Origin of the sequence: Sulfodiicoccus acidiphilus (assembly GCF_003967175.1) — an archaeon.
Classification (GTDB): Archaea; Thermoproteota; Thermoprotei_A; order Sulfolobales; family Sulfolobaceae; genus Sulfodiicoccus; species Sulfodiicoccus acidiphilus.
This window is the reverse complement of sequence record NZ_AP018553.1, coordinates 2,102,996-2,120,877: the sequence shown is the minus strand read 5'-3', so window position 1 is coordinate 2,120,877 and position 17,882 is coordinate 2,102,996. Positions and strand designations below refer to the sequence as shown.

The 17,882-nt window shown below is 50.1% G+C and carries 19 protein-coding genes and 1 pseudogene; 9 read left to right on the top strand and 11 right to left on the bottom strand.

Annotated features, from left to right (window positions below; translation table 11 throughout):
- Positions 1-45 precede the first annotated feature (45 nt).
- Positions 46-1,311, bottom strand: a complete 1,266-nt coding sequence (locus HS1genome_RS10685; RefSeq protein WP_126451043.1) for a hypothetical protein — start codon at positions 1,309-1,311, stop codon at positions 46-48.
- A 713-nt stretch (positions 1,312-2,024) separates the two neighbouring features.
- On the opposite strand from HS1genome_RS10685, the gene HS1genome_RS10680 reads away from it, so the two are divergent.
- Together HS1genome_RS10680 and HS1genome_RS10675 are read left to right on the top strand one after the other, a co-directional pair.
- The gene (locus tag HS1genome_RS10680) at positions 2,025-2,798 is read left to right on the top strand and encodes an NAD-dependent epimerase/dehydratase family protein (RefSeq protein ID WP_126451042.1); all 774 of its coding nucleotides are present in this window, start codon (positions 2,025-2,027) and stop codon (positions 2,796-2,798) included.
- A 329-nt stretch (positions 2,799-3,127) separates the two neighbouring features.
- Entirely contained in the window at positions 3,128-3,451 is a 324-nt protein-coding gene (locus tag HS1genome_RS10675) for an NUDIX hydrolase (RefSeq protein ID WP_420877953.1), read from the top strand.
- Here HS1genome_RS10675 and cysS read toward each other — a convergent pair.
- From cysS to HS1genome_RS10660, 3 genes are read right to left on the bottom strand one after another with little or no spacing between them, the layout of a single operon-like run.
- Positions 3,432-4,835: a cysteine--tRNA ligase gene (gene cysS / locus HS1genome_RS10670; protein WP_126451041.1), complete on the bottom strand. Its 1,404-nt coding sequence runs from the start codon at positions 4,833-4,835 to the stop codon at positions 3,432-3,434. The two genes, HS1genome_RS10675 and cysS, sit on opposite strands and share 20 nt — an antisense overlap.
- A gap of 17 nt (positions 4,836-4,852) precedes the next feature.
- The gene (locus HS1genome_RS10665) at positions 4,853-5,722 is read right to left on the bottom strand and encodes a bifunctional phosphoglucose/phosphomannose isomerase (RefSeq protein WP_158613816.1); all 870 of its coding nucleotides are present in this window, start codon (positions 5,720-5,722) and stop codon (positions 4,853-4,855) included.
- 25 nt (positions 5,723-5,747) lie between these two features.
- A complete protein-coding gene (locus tag HS1genome_RS10660; RefSeq protein ID WP_126451039.1) occupies positions 5,748-6,188 on the bottom strand; it encodes a hypothetical protein in 441 nt (146 codons plus the stop codon).
- 52 nt (positions 6,189-6,240) lie between these two features.
- Between HS1genome_RS10660 and HS1genome_RS10655 the strand changes: the two genes are divergently transcribed.
- From HS1genome_RS10655 to HS1genome_RS10630, 6 genes are all read left to right on the top strand, one after another.
- A complete protein-coding gene (locus HS1genome_RS10655) occupies positions 6,241-7,560 on the top strand; it encodes an FAD-dependent oxidoreductase (RefSeq protein ID WP_126451038.1) in 1,320 nt (439 codons plus the stop codon).
- Between the two features lie 125 nt (positions 7,561-7,685).
- On the top strand, positions 7,686-8,756 hold the full coding sequence (locus HS1genome_RS10650; RefSeq protein ID WP_126451037.1) for a DNA double-strand break repair nuclease NurA: 1,071 nt from the start codon (positions 7,686-7,688) through the stop codon (positions 8,754-8,756).
- Complete coding sequence (locus HS1genome_RS10645) at positions 8,753-10,549, top strand: ATP-binding protein (protein ID WP_126451036.1); 1,797 nt, start codon at positions 8,753-8,755, stop codon at positions 10,547-10,549. The genes HS1genome_RS10650 and HS1genome_RS10645 overlap by 4 nt, the downstream gene beginning before the upstream one ends.
- 60 nt (positions 10,550-10,609) lie before the next feature.
- Positions 10,610-11,008, top strand: a complete 399-nt coding sequence (locus HS1genome_RS10640; RefSeq protein ID WP_126451035.1) for a hypothetical protein — start codon at positions 10,610-10,612, stop codon at positions 11,006-11,008.
- Between the two features lie 3 nt (positions 11,009-11,011).
- Complete coding sequence (locus HS1genome_RS10635) at positions 11,012-11,941, top strand: MBL fold metallo-hydrolase (protein WP_126451034.1); 930 nt, start codon at positions 11,012-11,014, stop codon at positions 11,939-11,941.
- 146 nt (positions 11,942-12,087) lie between these two features.
- Positions 12,088-12,516 (top strand): DoxX family membrane protein, encoded by a 429-nt coding sequence (locus tag HS1genome_RS10630; protein WP_126451033.1) that lies wholly within the window; start codon positions 12,088-12,090, stop codon positions 12,514-12,516.
- 25 nt (positions 12,517-12,541) lie between these two features.
- On the opposite strand, the gene HS1genome_RS10625 is transcribed toward HS1genome_RS10630, so the two are convergent.
- The 7 genes and pseudogenes from HS1genome_RS10625 to larE form a co-directional block, all read right to left on the bottom strand.
- Positions 12,542-13,222, bottom strand: a complete 681-nt coding sequence (locus HS1genome_RS10625) for a helical membrane plugin domain-containing protein (RefSeq protein WP_126451032.1) — start codon at positions 13,220-13,222, stop codon at positions 12,542-12,544.
- Positions 13,223-13,227: 5 nt separating this feature from the next.
- Entirely contained in the window at positions 13,228-13,602 is a 375-nt protein-coding gene (locus HS1genome_RS10620) for a DsrE family protein (protein WP_126451031.1), read from the bottom strand.
- On the bottom strand, positions 13,599-14,753 hold the full coding sequence (locus HS1genome_RS10615) for an NAD(P)/FAD-dependent oxidoreductase (protein ID WP_126451030.1): 1,155 nt from the start codon (positions 14,751-14,753) through the stop codon (positions 13,599-13,601). The genes HS1genome_RS10620 and HS1genome_RS10615 overlap by 4 nt, the downstream gene beginning before the upstream one ends.
- A 3-nt stretch (positions 14,754-14,756) precedes the next feature.
- Positions 14,757-14,992: pseudogene (locus tag HS1genome_RS10610) on the bottom strand (sulfurtransferase TusA family protein).
- A gap of 165 nt (positions 14,993-15,157) precedes the next feature.
- Entirely contained in the window at positions 15,158-15,859 is a 702-nt protein-coding gene (locus HS1genome_RS10605; RefSeq protein WP_126451029.1) for an aldo/keto reductase, read from the bottom strand.
- The gene (locus HS1genome_RS10600) at positions 15,856-16,038 is read right to left on the bottom strand and encodes an aldo-keto reductase family protein (protein ID WP_126451028.1); all 183 of its coding nucleotides are present in this window, start codon (positions 16,036-16,038) and stop codon (positions 15,856-15,858) included. The genes HS1genome_RS10605 and HS1genome_RS10600 overlap by 4 nt, the downstream gene beginning before the upstream one ends.
- Positions 16,039-16,057: 19 nt before the next feature.
- A complete protein-coding gene (gene larE / locus HS1genome_RS10595) occupies positions 16,058-16,924 on the bottom strand; it encodes an ATP-dependent sacrificial sulfur transferase LarE (protein ID WP_126451027.1) in 867 nt (288 codons plus the stop codon).
- A gap of 194 nt (positions 16,925-17,118) precedes the next feature.
- Between larE and HS1genome_RS10590 the strand changes: the two genes are divergently transcribed.
- On the top strand, positions 17,119-17,823 hold the full coding sequence (locus tag HS1genome_RS10590) for an AIR carboxylase family protein (RefSeq protein ID WP_197721490.1): 705 nt from the start codon (positions 17,119-17,121) through the stop codon (positions 17,821-17,823).
- Positions 17,824-17,882 lie beyond the last annotated feature (59 nt).

Below are 17,882 nucleotides of genomic sequence, written 5' to 3'. Positions count from 1 at the left end.
GATTAAAGCACTACTCTATATGATCCCCCCGGGGTTAAAATACAATCACTTGGGTCTATGCAGAAGGATTATTATTGCTGATATCGCCGCCGTTACTATTATTGTGATCAATAGAGAAGTAATAGGAGAGATCACGTGATATGGCAACTGGCTTTGACCCCCGTGGACTACTTGGGGAACAGTTCCGGTGACGAACCTGTTACCTATCAATGTAGCTTGGTATTGAGTGACGTAGGTTCCATTGGAACTCCTTAGGGCTGTCGAGAACTGGTACACTGTACCGTTACCTTCTACCTGTAGTTCAGTCAAGGACAGGCCAGTCTTGTTAACGTAGCTGTAGAGTTCGTTGGAGGATCCGTTGAGCTTGAAAAGTAGACCTCCGTAGAACAGATTTGTAGGTCTTGTGAAATTAGGTATGTAAGGAAATTGTAGTTGGCTTAAGTTACCCACTTCGAGTAGAAAAGACACGGGAACTCTCAGAGGCCCAACGTAGGCCTTGGTTAGCGGTTCTAGCTCGACGTATTGCACATACGCCTGTTCCATGGAGAAGAGTCCGTTTCCAAAGATCGTTGAAGGCATGAACTCCACATAGCCTGACGGAATAAGGGCCTGGGCTGGGGGACTGAAGTTGTATGTTGAATAGATGTAAGGAACCTGTAGTCCAGATGGCAACTGATTGGGCACCTGGCCTAACTCCAGTGGAAAGCTGCCTAACCTCTCTTCTAGCAGCTGTAGGTGAAGTTCTCCGCCGTTATAAGTCGAGTTTAACTGATAGAGGACCCCATCGGAGAGCAGTATGGACAAGCCGGACAGTTGGTTTGGAAGGTAGACAGAGTACAGGTACTCCTTCTGTCCCGTGAAGGTCGTGTTCAACTCGCCCTTGAAGATTAGCCCCACTGCACTGATGGGTGTGCTGACGCCATAGGTGGAATTGAACAAGAAGCCTGGGTAGATGTAAGGCAGAGATGACAGGTTCATTACGTCCTCTAAGGTATTGACGGTAAAGGTGCCATTTCTTAAAAATGAGAACACGTAGCGAGTAGTCCCATTAACCGTAGTAGTTGCGTTCGTTGACACGTTTACAGCTAGCTCACCTCCTTGTCCTGGCCTGATTGTGTAGTTAACGTAGTAGATGTTCAGTTGATGGCTGGAGTTGTACGTGATGGAAAAGGACAGGTAGGTCGGATAATAGCCTGGAGGGATTTGAGAAGTCAAGGAGGGTGAGGGAGGTTGAGTTGGAAGTGCTAAGGAGATTGAGGGAAGTAGAACGGACATCACGATCAGGCTGAGGATCGCTACGGAGAGTTTCATCCCGCTCACGATGTGAGTTATGCATTTAAGTTTTTTCCTCAGGCGATGAGTTCCTCTACTAGATAATAGTGTAGGCGGCCCACGCTCTAGGCAGACAGCTCTGCAGAGAGCTTTAACCCTCCCACAGAGAGTCAAACAGTTCCTCCAGCTTAGCAGAACTAGGTGGCCTGATCCTCTTCTACAGCCTGGGCCGCGTGAGTTCTTCCCCAGTTGACCTAGAGGAATATATTTACCTTACTAGAGATCAATATTGTCTTCTCATGTTATCATATCTCTAATTCCTCTTTCTTCTTTTATCCCATTTAAATTTTTCTATTCAACACATATAGATTAGAAATTTTCCACAACCTATAGATAAAAACAGTCAGTGATTAGAGTTAAATGGATTCGTAATAGGGACCTGAATGTCCTTGGAGATGTTTATCGCTGTGTTAATCTATTCGTCCAGATATTTACATTCTAGACACCCTTGGGATAGTGTTTGTGTCCACATGGGAAGCATGAGCCTCGAACTAGACCGTAGTATACAATCTGGCACCCATTCTAAGTTAAGGAATAATAAAAGTTATATACATATATTGTGCTTTAGATATAAATAATATTAAAGAAAAATCTATATTAAAATTATCTATAATAATATGTTATTCTTTAAATTCTCAATATGCATAGATTCCCCTTAAAGCTTTTAAGAGGTGGTATGATAGCAAGACGATGTGAGAATTTTAGTCACTGGTCATAAAGGTTTCATAGGTGGACATATTTACGATTATCTGGAGAAACATGGCTATGAAGTGTATGGATATGATGTAGGTGATGATTTGGGAGATAGTAAATATGATGTTATTATTCATTTGGCTGCTAGGGGTTTAATAAGACTCTCAATAGAGTACCCTTATGAGTATTTTAATGATAACCTCGCATTAACATTGAGATTTTTAGAAATAGCTAGAAGAAATAAGGCTATATTCGTTTTTTCTACTTCTGGATCTGTTGAAAATCCAACAAACCCATACTCACTTGCAAAGAAACATAGTGAAGAATGGATAAGGCTATACGATAAGCTTTATGGAATGAAATCTTATATTTTAAGGTTTTATAACATTTATGGGGAGAATTCTAGGAAAGGTGCCGTTTATTTATTTACTAGGGCCGCATTAAAGGATGAAGTAGCAACAGTCTATGGTAACGGTTCCCACATCAGAGATTACGTTTATGTGGGAGATGTTGTGAAAGTAATAAAAGATATTATTGATGGTAGACTAAATCCTGGAGAATATGAAGCAGGTACTGGAATGGGAACATCAGTAAACGATCTCATCGAGCTAATAGAAGAAATAACAGGAAAAAAAATAAAAATATCATATAAAGATTACATACTAGAAGAAGCCGAAAAACTAGTGGCCAAAAACCCTATCATAAAGAACCCAACGCCACTTAAAGAAGGCATCAAGCACGTAATGACATGGATATTGAATAATGACTGTTAAATTCAAAAATGTCTCGTAACACCTAGCTGCGCTCAAAGTAAGAAAGTTTGAAAATTATTTGCAGACTATTTATCGTAGTCCTTGGTTTGCTCCAGAGAGTTAGTTGCTAATCAAGGGAACGATTAATATATTCCAAGTTAAGTATCTGGATTGAAAACACTTAAATAGATTACATCAACATCGCTTGTAGACTGAGACGCCTACTTTTTTGAGTCTCTGCCTGTTAGTATATGTGTGAGTTCTAGACCTTTGGTCGCGGTAGGAGGCCTGGTGAAGAGAGGTAACAAGGTCCTTCTTGTAAGGAGAGGACATCCTCCTAATGCCGGCCTATGGGCGATCCCAGGGGAAAGGTGGAGTACGGTGAGACCTTGGAGGAGGCTGTCATCAGGGAACTTAAGGAAGAGACTGGACTCGAGGTGAAGGTTGGTGAGCTCCTCTGCGTAGTTGAGACCCTTAGAGAAGGATACCATTACGTCATATTGGACTTCTATGCCGAGGCCGACGGCGACCCCACGCCCTCAAGCGACGCCATGGAGGCTAAGTTCTTCGGATTGGAGGAAGCAGTTAAGCTCGACTCCACCGACACTACTCGGGAACTACTTCAGAGGCTCGGTGAGAGGAAACCCATTTTCATTACTCGAATCTCCAAGTAGAGCCCTCCTTTCCGTCTAACACCTTAATTCCAGCCTTTGCCAGGGCAGATCTCAATTCGTCTGAGAGATCGAACATCTTCCTCTCCCTGAGAACGTTCCTGACCTTTAAGACGGCGTCTATCACCTCTGCAGTTCTGGCCCCTTCCCAGAACTCCTCGTCCATCACTCCGAATACTTGGTTGAACTCCCTGAAGGCGTTAACTGCCAACATCCCTCCGAGGAGATTGTCTCTCCCTTGGAGCTCAGAAAAGACTACTCCAGCCACCCTATGGATTGAGGCCAGCGCGCCTGGAGTGTCGAAGTCGTCACTCATCCTCTCGTGAAACTCGGCGTGAAGTCTAACGATCTTCCTCTGAATCTCCACATCGGCATCAGAGGCCCTAAATCCCTTGGACTCTCTCACTACAGATCTGGCGACGGCGAGGGCATCCTTGAGCCTATTCAACGCATTCGACGCTTCCTGAAGGGCCTCCTCGCTGAAGTCGACTTCTGACCTGTAGTGAGTGGAGAGGAACCAATACCTGAGCACCGAAGGACTCCACTTACTCAGGGCATCTTTGATGGAAATGAAGTTGCCCTTAGACTTCGCCATCTTCTCTTTCCGTACCGTAACAAATGAGGCGTGCATCCAGTACCTCACCCAGCCTGAACCTAGGAGGGCCTCTGACTGAGCTCTCTCGTTCTCGTGATGGGGAAATACCAGATCAGCCCCGCCTCCGTGTATATCGAACTTCCCGCCGAGGTAACGTGAGGACATGGTGGAGCACTCAATGTGCCAACCCGGCCTCCCTTTGCCCCACGGAGAGTCCCAGTTCGGCTCTCCAGGCTTAGCTGACTTCCAGAGGGCGAAGTCGTAAGGATGTCTCTTCTCCTTGAGAAACTCTTCCCCTTGGTCCCACTCTTCCATCTTCGTGTTGGAGAGCTCCCCGTACGCTGGATACGTAGTGACGTCGAAGTACACACTTCCACTGGGGGCGACGTAAGCGTTTCCTTTATCGATAAGTCTCGACACGAAATCCACAATTTCCCCTATATGTTTAGTCACTTTCGGGTGCATGTCTATCCCCACTTTCAGTGACCTCATGGCCTCGAGGTACTCTCTGGAATAATGATCGGCCACATCCTCCCAACTTCTACCTTCTTGGCTAGCCTTGCTTATTATCTTGTCGTCTATGTCTGTTATGTTCTGTACCCTGATCACGTCATAGCCGGCCATTTTCAAGTACCTTACTACTCCGTCAAAGGCCACGAATGTCCTTCCGTGGCCTAGGTGGACTAGGTCCTGCACGGTGGGACCGCAGACGTACATTTTGACGACTCCCGGTGTAACGGTTGTCAGCTCTTCCTTCCTCTTACCCAGCGTGTTTAGGATGCTGACTTTCATGTGAGAAGGGGAGAGGCTCACCTAAAAAGCGATGCTGTGAGTTCCCTCGCTTTAGGTATCACCCATAATGTGTAGGGATCCTCTTTCAGGATCTCCGCCAAGTAGAGCGATATTAGGTCTACAAGGTGGGTGAGAGCTCCGAATTGTTGGAGAAGAGTCCCCGTAGGAGGTTCTAAGACGATTGGGTTCAATAGTTTCGCCGTCACCTCGTCTGCGGTTCCTCCCTTTATGAGTACAGGTTGTAGAGGGAATGCTCTAGCATACCCCTCCACCTCGTTGTGGTGGATTTCGGGGACCTCCCCATAAAACGCCGGATATTTCGCGTTCTCGTTTATCTGCTGTTTCATTCTCTTCGCTATTGCCAGGAACTTCGAGCCGTAAATCACTGGGATCTTACCGTAAATCGATGTGGCTACTTCCTTCGCTCTCCTGAAGTTCTCCTCCTTCGTTCTCTCAGCTCCTTCTCTGAAGTCCTCCACCCTGATCCCTGCAGAGTACGACTCATTGAGGAGCCTCAGGAGTGGAATAAGGAGGTAAGGAAATGCCAGCCTCGGTGGTAGTCCAGAAGGAACCTTTATCAACGGTATATTTCTCTCCTTGGAGAGCTTCTCTACTCTCCCGCCCGAGGTCAGCGCTATTATCTGGGCTCCAGCCTCCAAAGCTCCAGAAACCACTTGGAGAGTCTCACTCGTCTCACCGGAGTAGCTCACTGCCACCAAGGTAGCCTCCTTCAGCCAAGTGGGGTAATTGGGTTGCCTCCACACTACGACCGGTAATCCCAGTCCAGCGAGCATGTCTCCCGCTATCCCACTACCTCCAAGCCCTACGTAGAGAGTGAGGGGTTTCGCCCTCACTGAAGGTATTTGGACTTCCTCTGCTTTTCTCAACAACTCACTCCAATTGGTGTAAGCGTCAAGCGTTCTTCACCACCACCGATACGCTTAATGTGGGGGGAAACGAGGAAGTTGCGAGTGTCACGCTCTCCACTCCCATGTCCTTAGATGAGGACTTTATTTCCTCAACACACCTAGTGACCGTGTCTGTGAGGACTCCTAAGACGTCATTCACGATATTCGCAACCCTCTCGTTGTTTAAAGAGGCCACTGTGGTTGGCTGGTAGAGGTAGGAGTAAGCCGCGTTTGCCCTCTGAAGTAGTTGGAGGAAAGCCGAGATGGCCCTAAACCACCTCCTCTCACCCATGTCCTTGTTGAACCGCTCAACCAACTGCATCGACGTCCTCCACTCCCTCTCCACGTACTTAAGTAGCTCGCTCTCAGGCATGGTGAGACCGGTCCTGTTTATTCCTTCCAGTTGGGAGAGAACCTTGCTCCACACCTCAGTGTCTACAGTCATGTTATTCACTTGTCCGTGGGACTATATAAATAGGGAAGAGACAGTTTGACCCATGTCTCTCAGAAAGGTGGTGGTGCTGGGTGGCGGAGCCGCCGGCATGAGTGCCGCGTCTAGAGTTAGGAAGCTACTCCCTAACACCGAGGTAGAGGTCTTCGAAAGAACCTATATGGTCAGCCACGCTCCTTGTGCGGTGCCATACTTCGTGGAAGGCCTCTTTTCCGACACCTCCCTCTTTATGACTTACACACCTCAGTTCTTTGAGGAGAAAAGGAAGATCAAGGTTAATGTGGGAACCGAGGTTGAGGAGTTAGATCTGAAGAACAGAACAGTTAAGGTCAGGAAGGAGGGGTACGCTAGGAGTGTCGAGTACGACACTCTAATAGTGGCCTTGGGGGCTAGGCCTAAGATGCCATTTAGAGGTTTGAGGGTCTTCGCCGCACACCACCCGTTCCACGCAATGGAATTAAGAGAGGCCCTTTGGGCTGCATCTACAGTCGCCGTAGTTGGTGCAGGGATCTTGGGACTAGAGATGGCGGAGGCCCTGGTCGAGAGGGGAAAGAAGGTGTACCTGATCCACAGGGGGAAGTATCCGTTAAGTAGGACCGTAGATCAGGAGATAGGGGAAGTTATAGGCCAAAGGGTGAGGGAGTCTGGTGTAGACTTTAGGCCGGGAGAAGCGTTGAAGTCGGTGGACGAAGAAGGGAAGATCGTTGTCACTGACGGTGGAAAGTATAGAGTTGACGCAACTGTTTTGGCTGTAGGAGTGGAACCTGACGTGACCTTAGTGAAGGGCAAGCTCCCCATAGGCCCTACTGGAGCCCTCGTTGTTGACCAGCACATGCGAACTGCTCACCCTGACGTCTATGGTGCTGGGGACGTAGCAGAATCTAAGAACTTGATCACGGGTGCTCCCGATTGGCAACCGTTCGCTCCCGTGGCTAATAAGATGGGTTACGTGGCAGGAAGCAACGTCGGTGGGATGGAAATGGTGTTCCCAGGGACAGTGGGGACCGTGGTGACCAAATTCAAGGACCTGGTGATAGCGAAGGTGGGGCTTACCGAGTTAGAGGCGAAAAGGGCTGGGCTGAGGACCATTACCTCCTTCGTCAAGGCCAAGACTAGGGCTAGGTACTACCCTGGGGGGAAAGATATTTTCGTGAAGTTAGTAGCTGCAGAGGATGGAAGGGTCCTCGGTGCTCAGGTGGCGGGAGGTGAGGAGGTATTGGGGAGGGTGAACACCGTTGCAGCCGCCTTGGAAGCCAGGATGACTGTGGAGCAACTGTTCTTCGTGGAGATGGGTTACCTTCCTGCAGTCTCCGTGGTCTGGGACCCAATCGTTATAGCAGCTAGGCAAATCATGGAGTCTCGCTAGCCTGTTTGTGATATAGCCTCGATATAGGGATTTAACCATTATTCCTTCGATGGAGGAGAACCATGGGTGTGGGGGTTCTCCGAAACTGACACGTTTATATATTAAGGAATACCCATGAAATGTAAATGGATAGCAGCGACCTGCTAGCCCTCATACGCGACGATCTAGCGAGGTATTTAACTGACGTCGGTAGAGGAGAGGACTTCGAAGCAAACGACGGCTCGCTAGTCAATTCACTTACCGCCTCGCTTATGGAACCTCAACCTCGCGAACTTGGTTCCGTAACTGCTGTAGACGGAAGTAGTAGGTCGCTGACCTACAGCTATGGGGTGGTCTCCTTGGCCTCTGTTGCAGCTGCTTCAAATAAGAGGCCTGTAGTTGGGATATACCCAACATTTCTAGGCTCTCCGTCTCTCCCCTTACGCGCTCCCTTTATTGCCGTGGCCTCGTCCTCGCCGAAAAGGGGGGAGGGGATCGAGAGGTACCTGAGTCCTTACATGGACAGGACTCCATCTGGGAAGGTGCTTGACTCTCTCGCTGAGCCCGAGGTCGTGGAGTCCCTCCTAAGGGCCTCTCTAGAATCGGTGGCCCTGGGGGTAGTTAACGATCAGCTGGTGTTGGTAGACGGACCTCTACTTCCCTCATACGTTCGACTCCCAGAGGAAGATAGGAGCCTGATAAACAGGACTCGGCTTAGATACCTCGATTCGAAGAAGGTGGGAGTCGTCAAGAGACTCGAGAAGTCGACGGTGTTAAGATCTGCCCTCTCTGGGGTAAGGGAAGAGACCATCAGGGTTATGGGGTTGGACCCCACTAAATTCGCCTCGGATCAGGCCCTCTTACTTCACTGGGCTAGGTTTTGCCTCCAGCCTCCCTATTCCACCACAGTCGTGGGTCCAGTCGAAAGGGAAGAATACGGAACCAAGGTGTACAGCTACTACCTTCTCAGGCCGTACCATCCCTTTGTCCCTAGGTTCTCGTTACTTAGAGTTGAGTCCTTGATCCCCTCTAAGGACCCAGTAGACATTGTTGCAGCCATGCCCTTAACTGGTGATGGCGTCCCCTCCGTGTTGGCGTTAGCAGATAGAGTGGCGAAAGCGGTTAGTCTGCACTTGGAGAGACACGTGACATCTACCTTAGAGGAGACAGGACTCCAGCTCTCCTATTCTAGCGCCTTGGAAGTGAGGGTGCCTTGACTCCCCAGGACGCCTACTCCCTGGTGAAGGAGAGGTTCAAACTCGCCAGAACGCTTGCCGTATCCAACAGCCAGACGGGTGAGGTAGTAGGAAGGGTCTCGAGGGTATCCCCAGTGGAGGTAGATGAGAACGAGTTCGTCATCAACGTAGTAGTAGATCACGAAGTCTACTACAAGTACCCGTTTCTTGGGAGACTCGGGGTGTTGCTGGCAGCCGTCGACATAAGGACGCTGAGCGTAGTCCTTATGAGGGCGGTGGGCTACCAGAGGAAGGACGCTAACGTAGTTGCCGTGACTTCCAAGGACGTGGCCGAGGTGTTGGAAGGTGATAGCGAGGAGCCTGGAGGTCTACTCACTAACGTGATCGTGAAGTGCCGACCGTTAACGAGAGTTGATGTCCTCGATCACAATGCTGTGGAAGTGGGAGACCTCGTGGTTGAACCACAGTCTCCTGTCGTGCTACCTAAAGCTTGGTTAGTTGAGCAGGCGCTTTCCTTGAACAGGGGATCAGTGAAGCTAGGAGTCCTCCACGAGTCCTACTCGGCGGGGCAGGAAGTAGTCGTGTCCGTTGACGTAAGCGACCTCAACTATCACGCTCTAGTGCTAGGAACGACGGGTGCTGGGAAGACGTCCTTCATAAAGGACCTCCTCTCGTCCCTCTATATTTCCCAACCTGAAGACAGGGCATTTGTGCTTGATGCCACTGGAGATTATTACAATTCCTTCCTGCCTCCTGACGGGAGAACGAACTTCGAGAGGTGGGTGGGAAGGATGAACTCGATAGAAATGACAGTAGTGTACCCTATAACGAGGGCGTGGTTGAGGAGGTTCGCTAAAGGAACCACTCTATCTATGATTACCTCCTCCTACTATGACCTGTATGTGAGGAGCTTGGTTTCCTACGTGCAGTCAAAGGGCAGAGAGATCAAGGTCGTGGTAGAGGGCAATAAGATAAGGGTAGTCTCTTCGGACTGGCGGGCCGAAGTGAAGTTGATTCCCTTCTTCTTCAGGTTCTCAACAGTTAGGTCGGTCCTACCTAGGCTTAACCCATACTTCAGTGAACAGGCATCACACTTCCTCAGGATAGCCCTAAGAGAGCTGAGACCTAAGTCCCTCAAAGAGCTGATCGAACTCTTAGACAAGAGCGACCTCATGGATAGGTTGCAGGTACACAGGAGTACTAGGGAAAACATAATGAGGGGACTCCATTCGCTTCACGAGACAGGCCTCTTCGACCTGAGGGCCGAGAGACTCCCACTGTCCCAGGCCGACGGAAGGCTTGTGGTGTTTGACCTCTACAACTTGGAGGCAGACGACTTCTCCCAGAAGGTGCTTGCGTATTACTTCTTGGACAGACTGTTCTCGAAAAGGGAGCAGGAGGTAAGGGAAGGCAGAGTGAGCGGGAGATACCTGGTGGTAATAGATGAGGCACACAGGTTCTTTCCATCCTCTAGGGGAGGTGACAACGACATATACTACGTCTCTCATGTAGCTGGGAAGGTCTCACAGATGATGAGACTGGGGAGGAGGAGGAAGGTGGGTTTCATCTTCGCCACACATGCCCCTGAGGACCTTAATGAGACGGTGGTTGAGCTATCCAACACGAAGGTTCTCTTCAGGATGGACAGGGGAACCGCCGAATCGCTTGGGCTGTCTAAGCAAGAGGCGTGGGAGCTCAGCTTAGAACAGAACGGAGTTGCGTACCTCCTCTCGCCTTGGTTGAGGGAGGGGAGGATCAAGATGAGAGTGCCCATTCCTCCTCCGCTAGGACACTATGACCTGTCGAGAACTTGAAAGTTATTCGGAGTTAGCTTCCTCTTCGTGTTTTAATAGTGAGAGTGATGATGGAGTGATGTGGACGAGGTAGATGAGTTGAAGGAGAGACTTTCTCGTATGAAGAGAAAGGGGGATATGGAGTCGGTGATCGCCATGCTTCAGACGATGTCCTCACTTATGCCGCCTTCTGAAGACTTCGCAATTTCCTTGGGAAAGAGGGGGCAACACGAGTACCTACTAGACAGGGGAGGTCCTCTTCTAGTCACTATGACCCAAGAGGAGTACCTCCCCTTCCTCACGGGAAACCAGAGGAGAATTAGGTACGATCAGATACCTGAAGACGTCATTAGGTCTGTAATGTCCAGGCCTAGGGAGGTTCTCGATCAACTCAGGGATATTTACGTAGAGCAGTCCAAGAGGGAGAACGTCTCCAGCAAGCTTGATAGGCTAGTGGCAATTATCATGGAATTCGTGTGAATCATGGAGAGAATCGAGCTCCCCATGCCGGGACCACTTAAGTACGTGAACTCGTACCTCTTTGCAGCGGATGAGGGATTAGGTCTGATAGATTTCGGTATGCCCACGGAAGAGGCTTGGGGATCTCTCAAGTCCGCACTCAGGGGAAGAAAGGTCGTCTGGGCTTCATTCACTCACCATCACGTTGACCACTCTGGTAACTGGCGGAAAGTCAGAAAGGACCTGGGAGTCTCCTTTACCCTAATGGACAGGGAACTTAAGGAGATAGAGGAGCTCTCAAGGCCGTCCTTTGGAAGAGAACTTTCGTCCTTTTTCGCCGAAAACGGGGCCCTTAGGGACTTGGCGGAGTACGCGTCCACCATCTCTACTAGGTACTCCGCCCTCTATGAAGGCCTGGAAGTAGAAGAGACCTTGAGGGATGGGGAAACAGTCAAATTAGGTGACATTGAGGTAACACCCCTGTGGACGCCAGGTCACACCCCTGGACATACGTGTTTCTTGGTAGGGGACTCCTTACTCTCTGGAGATCACGTGCTTTGGAGTGTGACACCTAACGTGTCCTCAATGAGAGAGGACGACGATCCTTTAGGTGATTACCTGCAGAGTCTAAGGAGAGTTGACCACCTCTCGATCTCACTGGTTCTTCCAGCTCATGGCCCACCCTTCCATGACCTCAGAACAAGGATAGGGCAACTAATCTCTCATCACAACACAAGGCTCAAGGAAGTCCTCGCCGCACTTAAGAGGGGCCCTCTCAGCGCTCAAGACGTGGCGTCTTCCATATCGTGGTATCGCCCTTGGGACAATCTCTCTGCGTTCGATAAGTTCATGGCGTTCGGGGAGACTGTGTCTCACCTACACAGGCTAGAGAAATCTGGACTGGTTGAACGTATTCTTCAAAATGGAGTAGTAAGGTATAGAGTTCTAAGTTAGTCGACTCCACCCTATACTCCACGTACCTTAAGGGAGAACGCGGAAATTAAGCTGTTTGCCACTTGCCTCCAGTAAAGCGGATTTATCGTTGCCCACCTACTAGTATATATACTTTACTCAGTAAACTAGATTCCAGTGATAAAGCAATGAGTCAGGTAGCTGGACTCTCGGTTTCAATCGGACTCCTTCTGTTCAGGCTTCTATACGCTTTTTCCCTCATTCCCCACTCCTTTTCCAAGTTAAATAGGACTGGGAACAGGCAGATGAAGGACTTCATGAAGCAGATAGGGATCCATCCAGTCTTCGTTGACCTGTCGATGCTAACCGAACTCTTAGGAGGGTTGCTGGTGTTGATCGGGACCCTGAACTTGCTGGTTAGCGTAGTCTTGATCATCTTCTTTGTGGGAACCATAGTCGCAAGTTTAACTAAGATGAAGAAACCTATGGCCAGCGGAACCGGGCTTGGGGTAGACCTGGATCTCCTCTTCCTAGCTGGTGCCCTATTGCTTCTATTCACGGGGCCTGGAACAATCTCCCTACTGCAAGGGCCCACTCTCTCCTCCTTGATAGGGTGAGTCCAACGACTCTCACTCCGTAACACTAGCTCTGCTGGCCTGTCCTCTTCCCTATGGCCTTGAGTATAGACATCGCTATTCCCATCCCTTTCTGCACGTCAGGATCAGAGAGCATCCTTATGAGACCACTCAGTCCCACCCTCGGTGGATCCTTTACTGCATCCCTTATTTCCTGACTACTTAACACCTCGTTTAGCTTAGAGAGCCACCCCTGTTTCAGAAGCTCGGACATCTCCGAGCTCACTTCTAGGAGCGAGGAGACCTTCTCGGAGAGGTTCCTCACTGCGTCCTCGTTCAACAGGTCCCTGAGGGACTTCAGCCAGTAGGCCATTTCGAGCAAAGTGTCCAATGTCCCGTTGTTATTGAGTTCGTTGAGCCTAGCTAACAGCTTCTCAACTACCCTGATGTCGGAGGCCATCCGCTTCCAGCTCTGCACAGTCTCGTCATCCACTGACGACGCGAACTCCAGTAGGTTCGAGGCATATCTGGAGAGGTTCCTCACTGCGTCCTCGTTCAACAGGTCCCTGAGGGACTTCAGCCCGTAAGAGAAGTTTATCAGGGCGTCGAGAGTTCCACTCTCCTTCATTTCCCTGAGTTTGTCTAGGGTTTCGTTCACTGTCGAGAGCTCGTCCAACAGGTCCGCTATTTCCTGGAGCTTCTTATCATCTATTTTAGACATTACCTTATCTAAATCCAGCGACTCCATCTTCTTCACCACACTGAGACTATCTGTCCGTCAACTTGTGATACGAAGGTGGTTATACCAGCTACGTCGTCCACCACGTCAATGTAGTCCTCCTTGCTCAGGTGGAAGAGCTTGCTAGCGTAGGAGCAGGCTAGCACCTCAGCCCTACCACTTGTCTTCGCCTTCCTTAGGTGCGATAAGTAGTCTTCTCCTGCCTCCTTAGCTAACCTCGATGAAGTGGTAGACTCTGTCACCACAGGGTTCCTCGTGAAGGCCCTCACTGCGTCCATGGTGAGGAATACCGTCACCTCGTCCCCAAGGGAAGCCCTTATTACCGTCTCCATCGCGGCGTAGAGGAGCTTGCTCCGCTCGTTGCTTCCTACTAAAACTCCATGCCTCATACTATCGCCTTCGCCGTCACAGTCCAGTAGGCATTATTATACATAATCTTCCCCCACCAGTGGACGTAAGAAGGTGGCGGAGGGACGGGTGGGTTGTTGTAATTGAATCTTATGTAGGTAGCGCTGTCTATGCCGGTTGCTATGTAGCAGAACACAGAACCATCGTAGCTTCTCTTTCCCAAGTTACCTCTGATGTCATTAACTAGGTTGTGGGTTACCACGTAAGACTCGAAGTCCGCGGTGGACCCTGCTTTTGATATAGGTATGTCTGTGGTATCCCCCATGACGTAAACGTCTGAATGGTCCTTCATTTGTAGTGTGAACTTGTCGGTGGGTACCCAGTTCCTCCTATCCCCTATACCTGAGTCTCCGATGACCTTAGCGCCCATGGCAGGTGGAACTCCCATCAGTAGGTCGAACTTAATTTTCTCTCCCTCGTTAGACTCTATCACTCTCTCCTTTGGGTCGACCGACTTCACCGTGAAGGGCGAAATTACCTCTATTCCTCTCTCCTCAAATATCTTCAGCATGACCTTGTTCACGTTGGGAATCCCGAATACACCCTGCACCGGGTATGTGTAGATTATCCTCGTCTTCTCCCTCAATCCCCTCCTTCTCATCAGATCGTCGAACATGAGTGTGTTCTCTAACGGTCCCACTGGGCACTTGTGGGGTAACCTAGCAACATTTATCACGACAGTCCCACCTTGGAAGGAGGATACCGCTTCCCTCATCTTCATGGCCCTCTCGTAGTCCCACGCTGTCTGGAGGACATCCTTTAGCCCCGGTACCATGTCCCAGTCGTTGTGTGATCCTGTCGAGAGCACGAGGTAGTCGTACTTGTGAGACTTCCCATCGGCTGTGAGGATGGTGTGCTCGTTTACATCTATCCTCACCATTTCTCCAGCCTTCCCCGAAAGGAACTTCACCCTTCTCGAGAGAAGGGACTTCTCGTCCCTCACAATCTCCGAGGCATCTTCTAGCCCCATTCCCACGAAGAGTTGTCCAGGTTGGTAGATGTGCTTGTCAGACCTATCCAAGGAAACTATCTCAACCTCACCAGAGTCTATCTCGTTCCGGAGTCTGTCTGACAGCCTGTTCGCTACTATGGTTCCTCCAATCCCCGCCCCCGCTACTATGATCCTCTTCACGGTTCACGGCCTCCCTACTAAGAGCCTAGGCTTACCCCCTTCTTCCGTCTCTTCCTCCACCACCGCGCCTACTTTCTTTGCCCACGCGATAAGATCCTTCTTAGTTGCTTGGTCTCCCAACACAACCTCCAGAAACTCCCCTTGGCCAACTCCTCATAGACCCCTGAGACCTCACCTATGGGTCCGGCGCATGAGCTACCGGAGAGGTCCAACTTCTTGTAAACCTTTCTCTGACTCATTCCTTTCCCACGAAATAAAGAAAGCGATTAAACCTTATATTGCTTTCTACTAAAACTCTTTGAGACTACAAAAAATCCCAGGGTTTGTGGGAGCTTTTAGTTAAACAAAGAAATTATCACCATAGAAAACATTTTCGTCTCTTGTCACTAGACTCTCAATCGAAGTCATTGAGCGGGTTCTGGGAATAAAGGGCTCGCTCCTCGAGCCTTAACGTACTCCACTGCCTTCCTCTGCTCCTCATCGCTCATCCTCCTAAAGGACTCGCCGATCTTCAGGATCTTGGGCCAGAGCCTAACGTCACAAGCCATGGGATACGTGGCTACTCCTTCCTGAGACAAGGCAAATCTCATTCCCACCTCCATAGACTCTTCGTCGTCGAAAGGGTGGTACCAAGTCTGGTAGTGATGAGGTTCGCCGTCCCATCTACCTTTGGCCACGGCCTTTATCGCTATCACTCCCACGTCTCTGTCCCTGGCGATCTTCAGCAACGGCCTGAAGTCGTTCTCCGGAGTTGGGTGAACTAGACTTATCGGCGTTACAGGTATAAGGATCGTGTCGAAGTCGAACCTCTTCAGCGCCTCCATCACGACCCTCATGTCCTTGTGGGCCGTGATCCCGATGTGTTTGATGAGGCCCATGTCCTTCGCTTCTAGGAAAGCCTTCATGGCGCCGTTGTCCGAGAAGATAGCGTCTAGCTCCTCGAGGGAACCAACAGCGTGGAACTGATATGCATCGAAATAGTTCGCTCCCAACCTCTCCAACGACGTTTTCAGTTCCCTCCACGCACCCTCTCTAGACCTCTCCATGGTTTTTTCAGTGATCACTAGCTTATTTCGATTTTCTCTGACTAGCTTACCTAACCTCAACTCTGCCTCACCGTAGCTGGGGCTATGTCCAACATGTTTAGTCCCCTAGCTATGGCGTCCTGCACTGCTTTCACTCCCATCTCCGCGTCAGGGCATATTCCCGGGCCGCATCCACCTATCGTAAGTATGGATACCTGATATCCTGTCCTGCCTAACCTCCGTCTTTCCAGTTTGAACACCTGGCCAAATCCCGCTTACCTAAATTAAATGTTGAGATGTCCGATCCCCCTCGAGTGGAATTACCTTTCTCCGGAGAACTAAGTCCAAGCTACCGCTCCTGTATCCCCTCAAGTCAATCGTCACATACGTAAAGCCCAACCCTTCTAGTCTATCAGCTACCTTGGAGAAAGTGTCCCTTTCGAACAATTTGAACATCTCTTCCTTTGGAACCTCAATCCTAGCCAGTTCACCGTGGGACCTGACCCTCACGACGCTGACGTTACTGAGCTCCTTTACTGCCACTTCCGCTTCTCGAATTCTCGCCAACTTCTCACGAGTTACCTCTTCCCCGTATGGGACTCTTGAGGCTAGACAGGACTCTGACGGTCTGTCCCAATTGGGGAGACCGAGCACCTTTGCTAACCCCCTCACATCCTCCTTAGTGAGTCCGACCTCAGCTAGAGGACTCCTCACTTGATATTTTCTCTTCGCTAGAAAGCCTGGTCTGTGAACCCTGAGGTCCGACGCATTAAGTCCGTCTAACAGAGTATCGGTGGGACCTTTGATTTTAACCATTATGCTGTAAAGGTTGTCCTTACAGAAGTAACACCGGTTTGGCGGATTGCTCCTGAAGTTTTCATATTTTAACTCGTCCGTCTCAATTACTACGTGCTCAACTCCTACAGAGGAGGCCACCCTCTCAGCCCACAGGAGGTCCTCGTCTAGGTTAATCTGGGACTTCGTCGTCACAGCTAAGACCCTTTCCCTCCCAAGCGTCTTGGAAGCCCCGTAAACCACCAAAGAGCTGTCTACTCCCCCAGATAGGGCAACTATGGCCCTGCCTTGGCAGTTTCTCTCGAACCATTTAAGCAGCTCATCCAGTTTGCTATTGACGTCACTCTCCATAAGTTAGGTAATCTACGTCATCGGATTTAACTTTACGGGAGTTGGAGGGATCCCGTTAGATGAAAAATTCCAGGTTGAGGTGGGAACAACGAACCAACCTTGGGAAGGAAGGTCACTCTTCTAGGCAGAGTGAGGAAGTCAACTATGAACCGAACACGTTCGAGTTTTAACCCCTAACGAAATTGATTCCTATCATGGATATTCGAGAGACCCTCTTGAGGTTCAAGAGGGGAGAGATAGACTTAGAGGAGACGGTCAGGAACATCAGGTTGACGGGCCTCGAGAAATTGGGAATGGATGTCCTTTTCGACCTAGGTAGGAAAGATAGACGGGACGTGCCCGAGATTGTCTTGGCTGAGGGGAAGAGGCCTGACACACTACTGAAGATAGTGTCTGAAGTGGCGAAAAGGTCGGGTTGCGTAGTGGTATCTAGGTTGGCGGTAGATCAGTTGAATGCTCTCTTGGATGGACTCAGCGGGGCCGACCTCGAGGTCGAAGTGAACGAAATAGGGAAAGTAGCAGTGGTCAGCACTAGGGGCTTCACAAGAGAGAAGCTCCAATGCAAGGTGGGGATAGTGACCGCTGGGACGGCCGACGTGCCGGTGGCCGAGGAGGCGTCTACCATAGTGGAGGTCATGGGTTGCCAAGTCGTTAAGGCCTACGACAGGGGCGTCGCTGGACTCAAGAGGGCCATAGATGCTGCCATTCTTATGAAGAGAGAAGACGTCGATGTGGCGTTGGTGGTCGCGGGAATGGAAGGAGCTTTAGGATCAGTGATGGCCTCGCTCCTCGACGTGCCGGTCATAGGAGTACCTTCCTCGGTGGGCTACGGTGCTGGGGCAGGGGAGAAGCCGCGCTCCTCTCCATGCTTCAGGCCTGTCCCCTCGGGTTGGCCGTAGTTAACATAGATAACGGAGTAAATGCTGCTGTAGTGGCTTCGATGATAGGAAGGAGAGTG

Excerpts from the sequence above, each read along its gene's own strand:
- HS1genome_RS10685 (WP_126451043.1), bottom strand. The coding sequence starts at position 1,311 with ATGAAACTCTCCGTAGCGATCCTCAGCCTGATCGTGATGTCCGTTCTA.
- HS1genome_RS10675 (WP_420877953.1), top strand. The coding sequence starts at position 3,128 with ATGGGCGATCCCAGGGGAAAGGTGGAGTACGGTGAGACCTTGGAGGAG.
- cysS (WP_126451041.1), bottom strand. The coding sequence starts at position 4,835 with ATGAAAGTCAGCATCCTAAACACGCTGGGTAAGAGGAAGGAAGAGCTG.
- HS1genome_RS10660 (WP_126451039.1), bottom strand. The coding sequence starts at position 6,188 with ATGACTGTAGACACTGAGGTGTGGAGCAAGGTTCTCTCCCAACTGGAA.
- HS1genome_RS10655 (WP_126451038.1), top strand. The coding sequence starts at position 6,241 with ATGTCTCTCAGAAAGGTGGTGGTGCTGGGTGGCGGAGCCGCCGGCATG.
- HS1genome_RS10650 (WP_126451037.1), top strand. The coding sequence starts at position 7,686 with ATGGATAGCAGCGACCTGCTAGCCCTCATACGCGACGATCTAGCGAGG.
- HS1genome_RS10635 (WP_126451034.1), top strand. The coding sequence starts at position 11,012 with ATGGAGAGAATCGAGCTCCCCATGCCGGGACCACTTAAGTACGTGAAC.
- HS1genome_RS10630 (WP_126451033.1), top strand. The coding sequence starts at position 12,088 with ATGAGTCAGGTAGCTGGACTCTCGGTTTCAATCGGACTCCTTCTGTTC.
- HS1genome_RS10625 (WP_126451032.1), bottom strand. The coding sequence starts at position 13,222 with ATGGAGTCGCTGGATTTAGATAAGGTAATGTCTAAAATAGATGATAAG.
- HS1genome_RS10620 (WP_126451031.1), bottom strand. The coding sequence starts at position 13,602 with ATGAGGCATGGAGTTTTAGTAGGAAGCAACGAGCGGAGCAAGCTCCTC.
- larE (WP_126451027.1), bottom strand. The coding sequence starts at position 16,924 with ATGGAGAGTGACGTCAATAGCAAACTGGATGAGCTGCTTAAATGGTTC.
- HS1genome_RS10590 (WP_197721490.1), top strand. The coding sequence starts at position 17,119 with ATGGATATTCGAGAGACCCTCTTGAGGTTCAAGAGGGGAGAGATAGAC.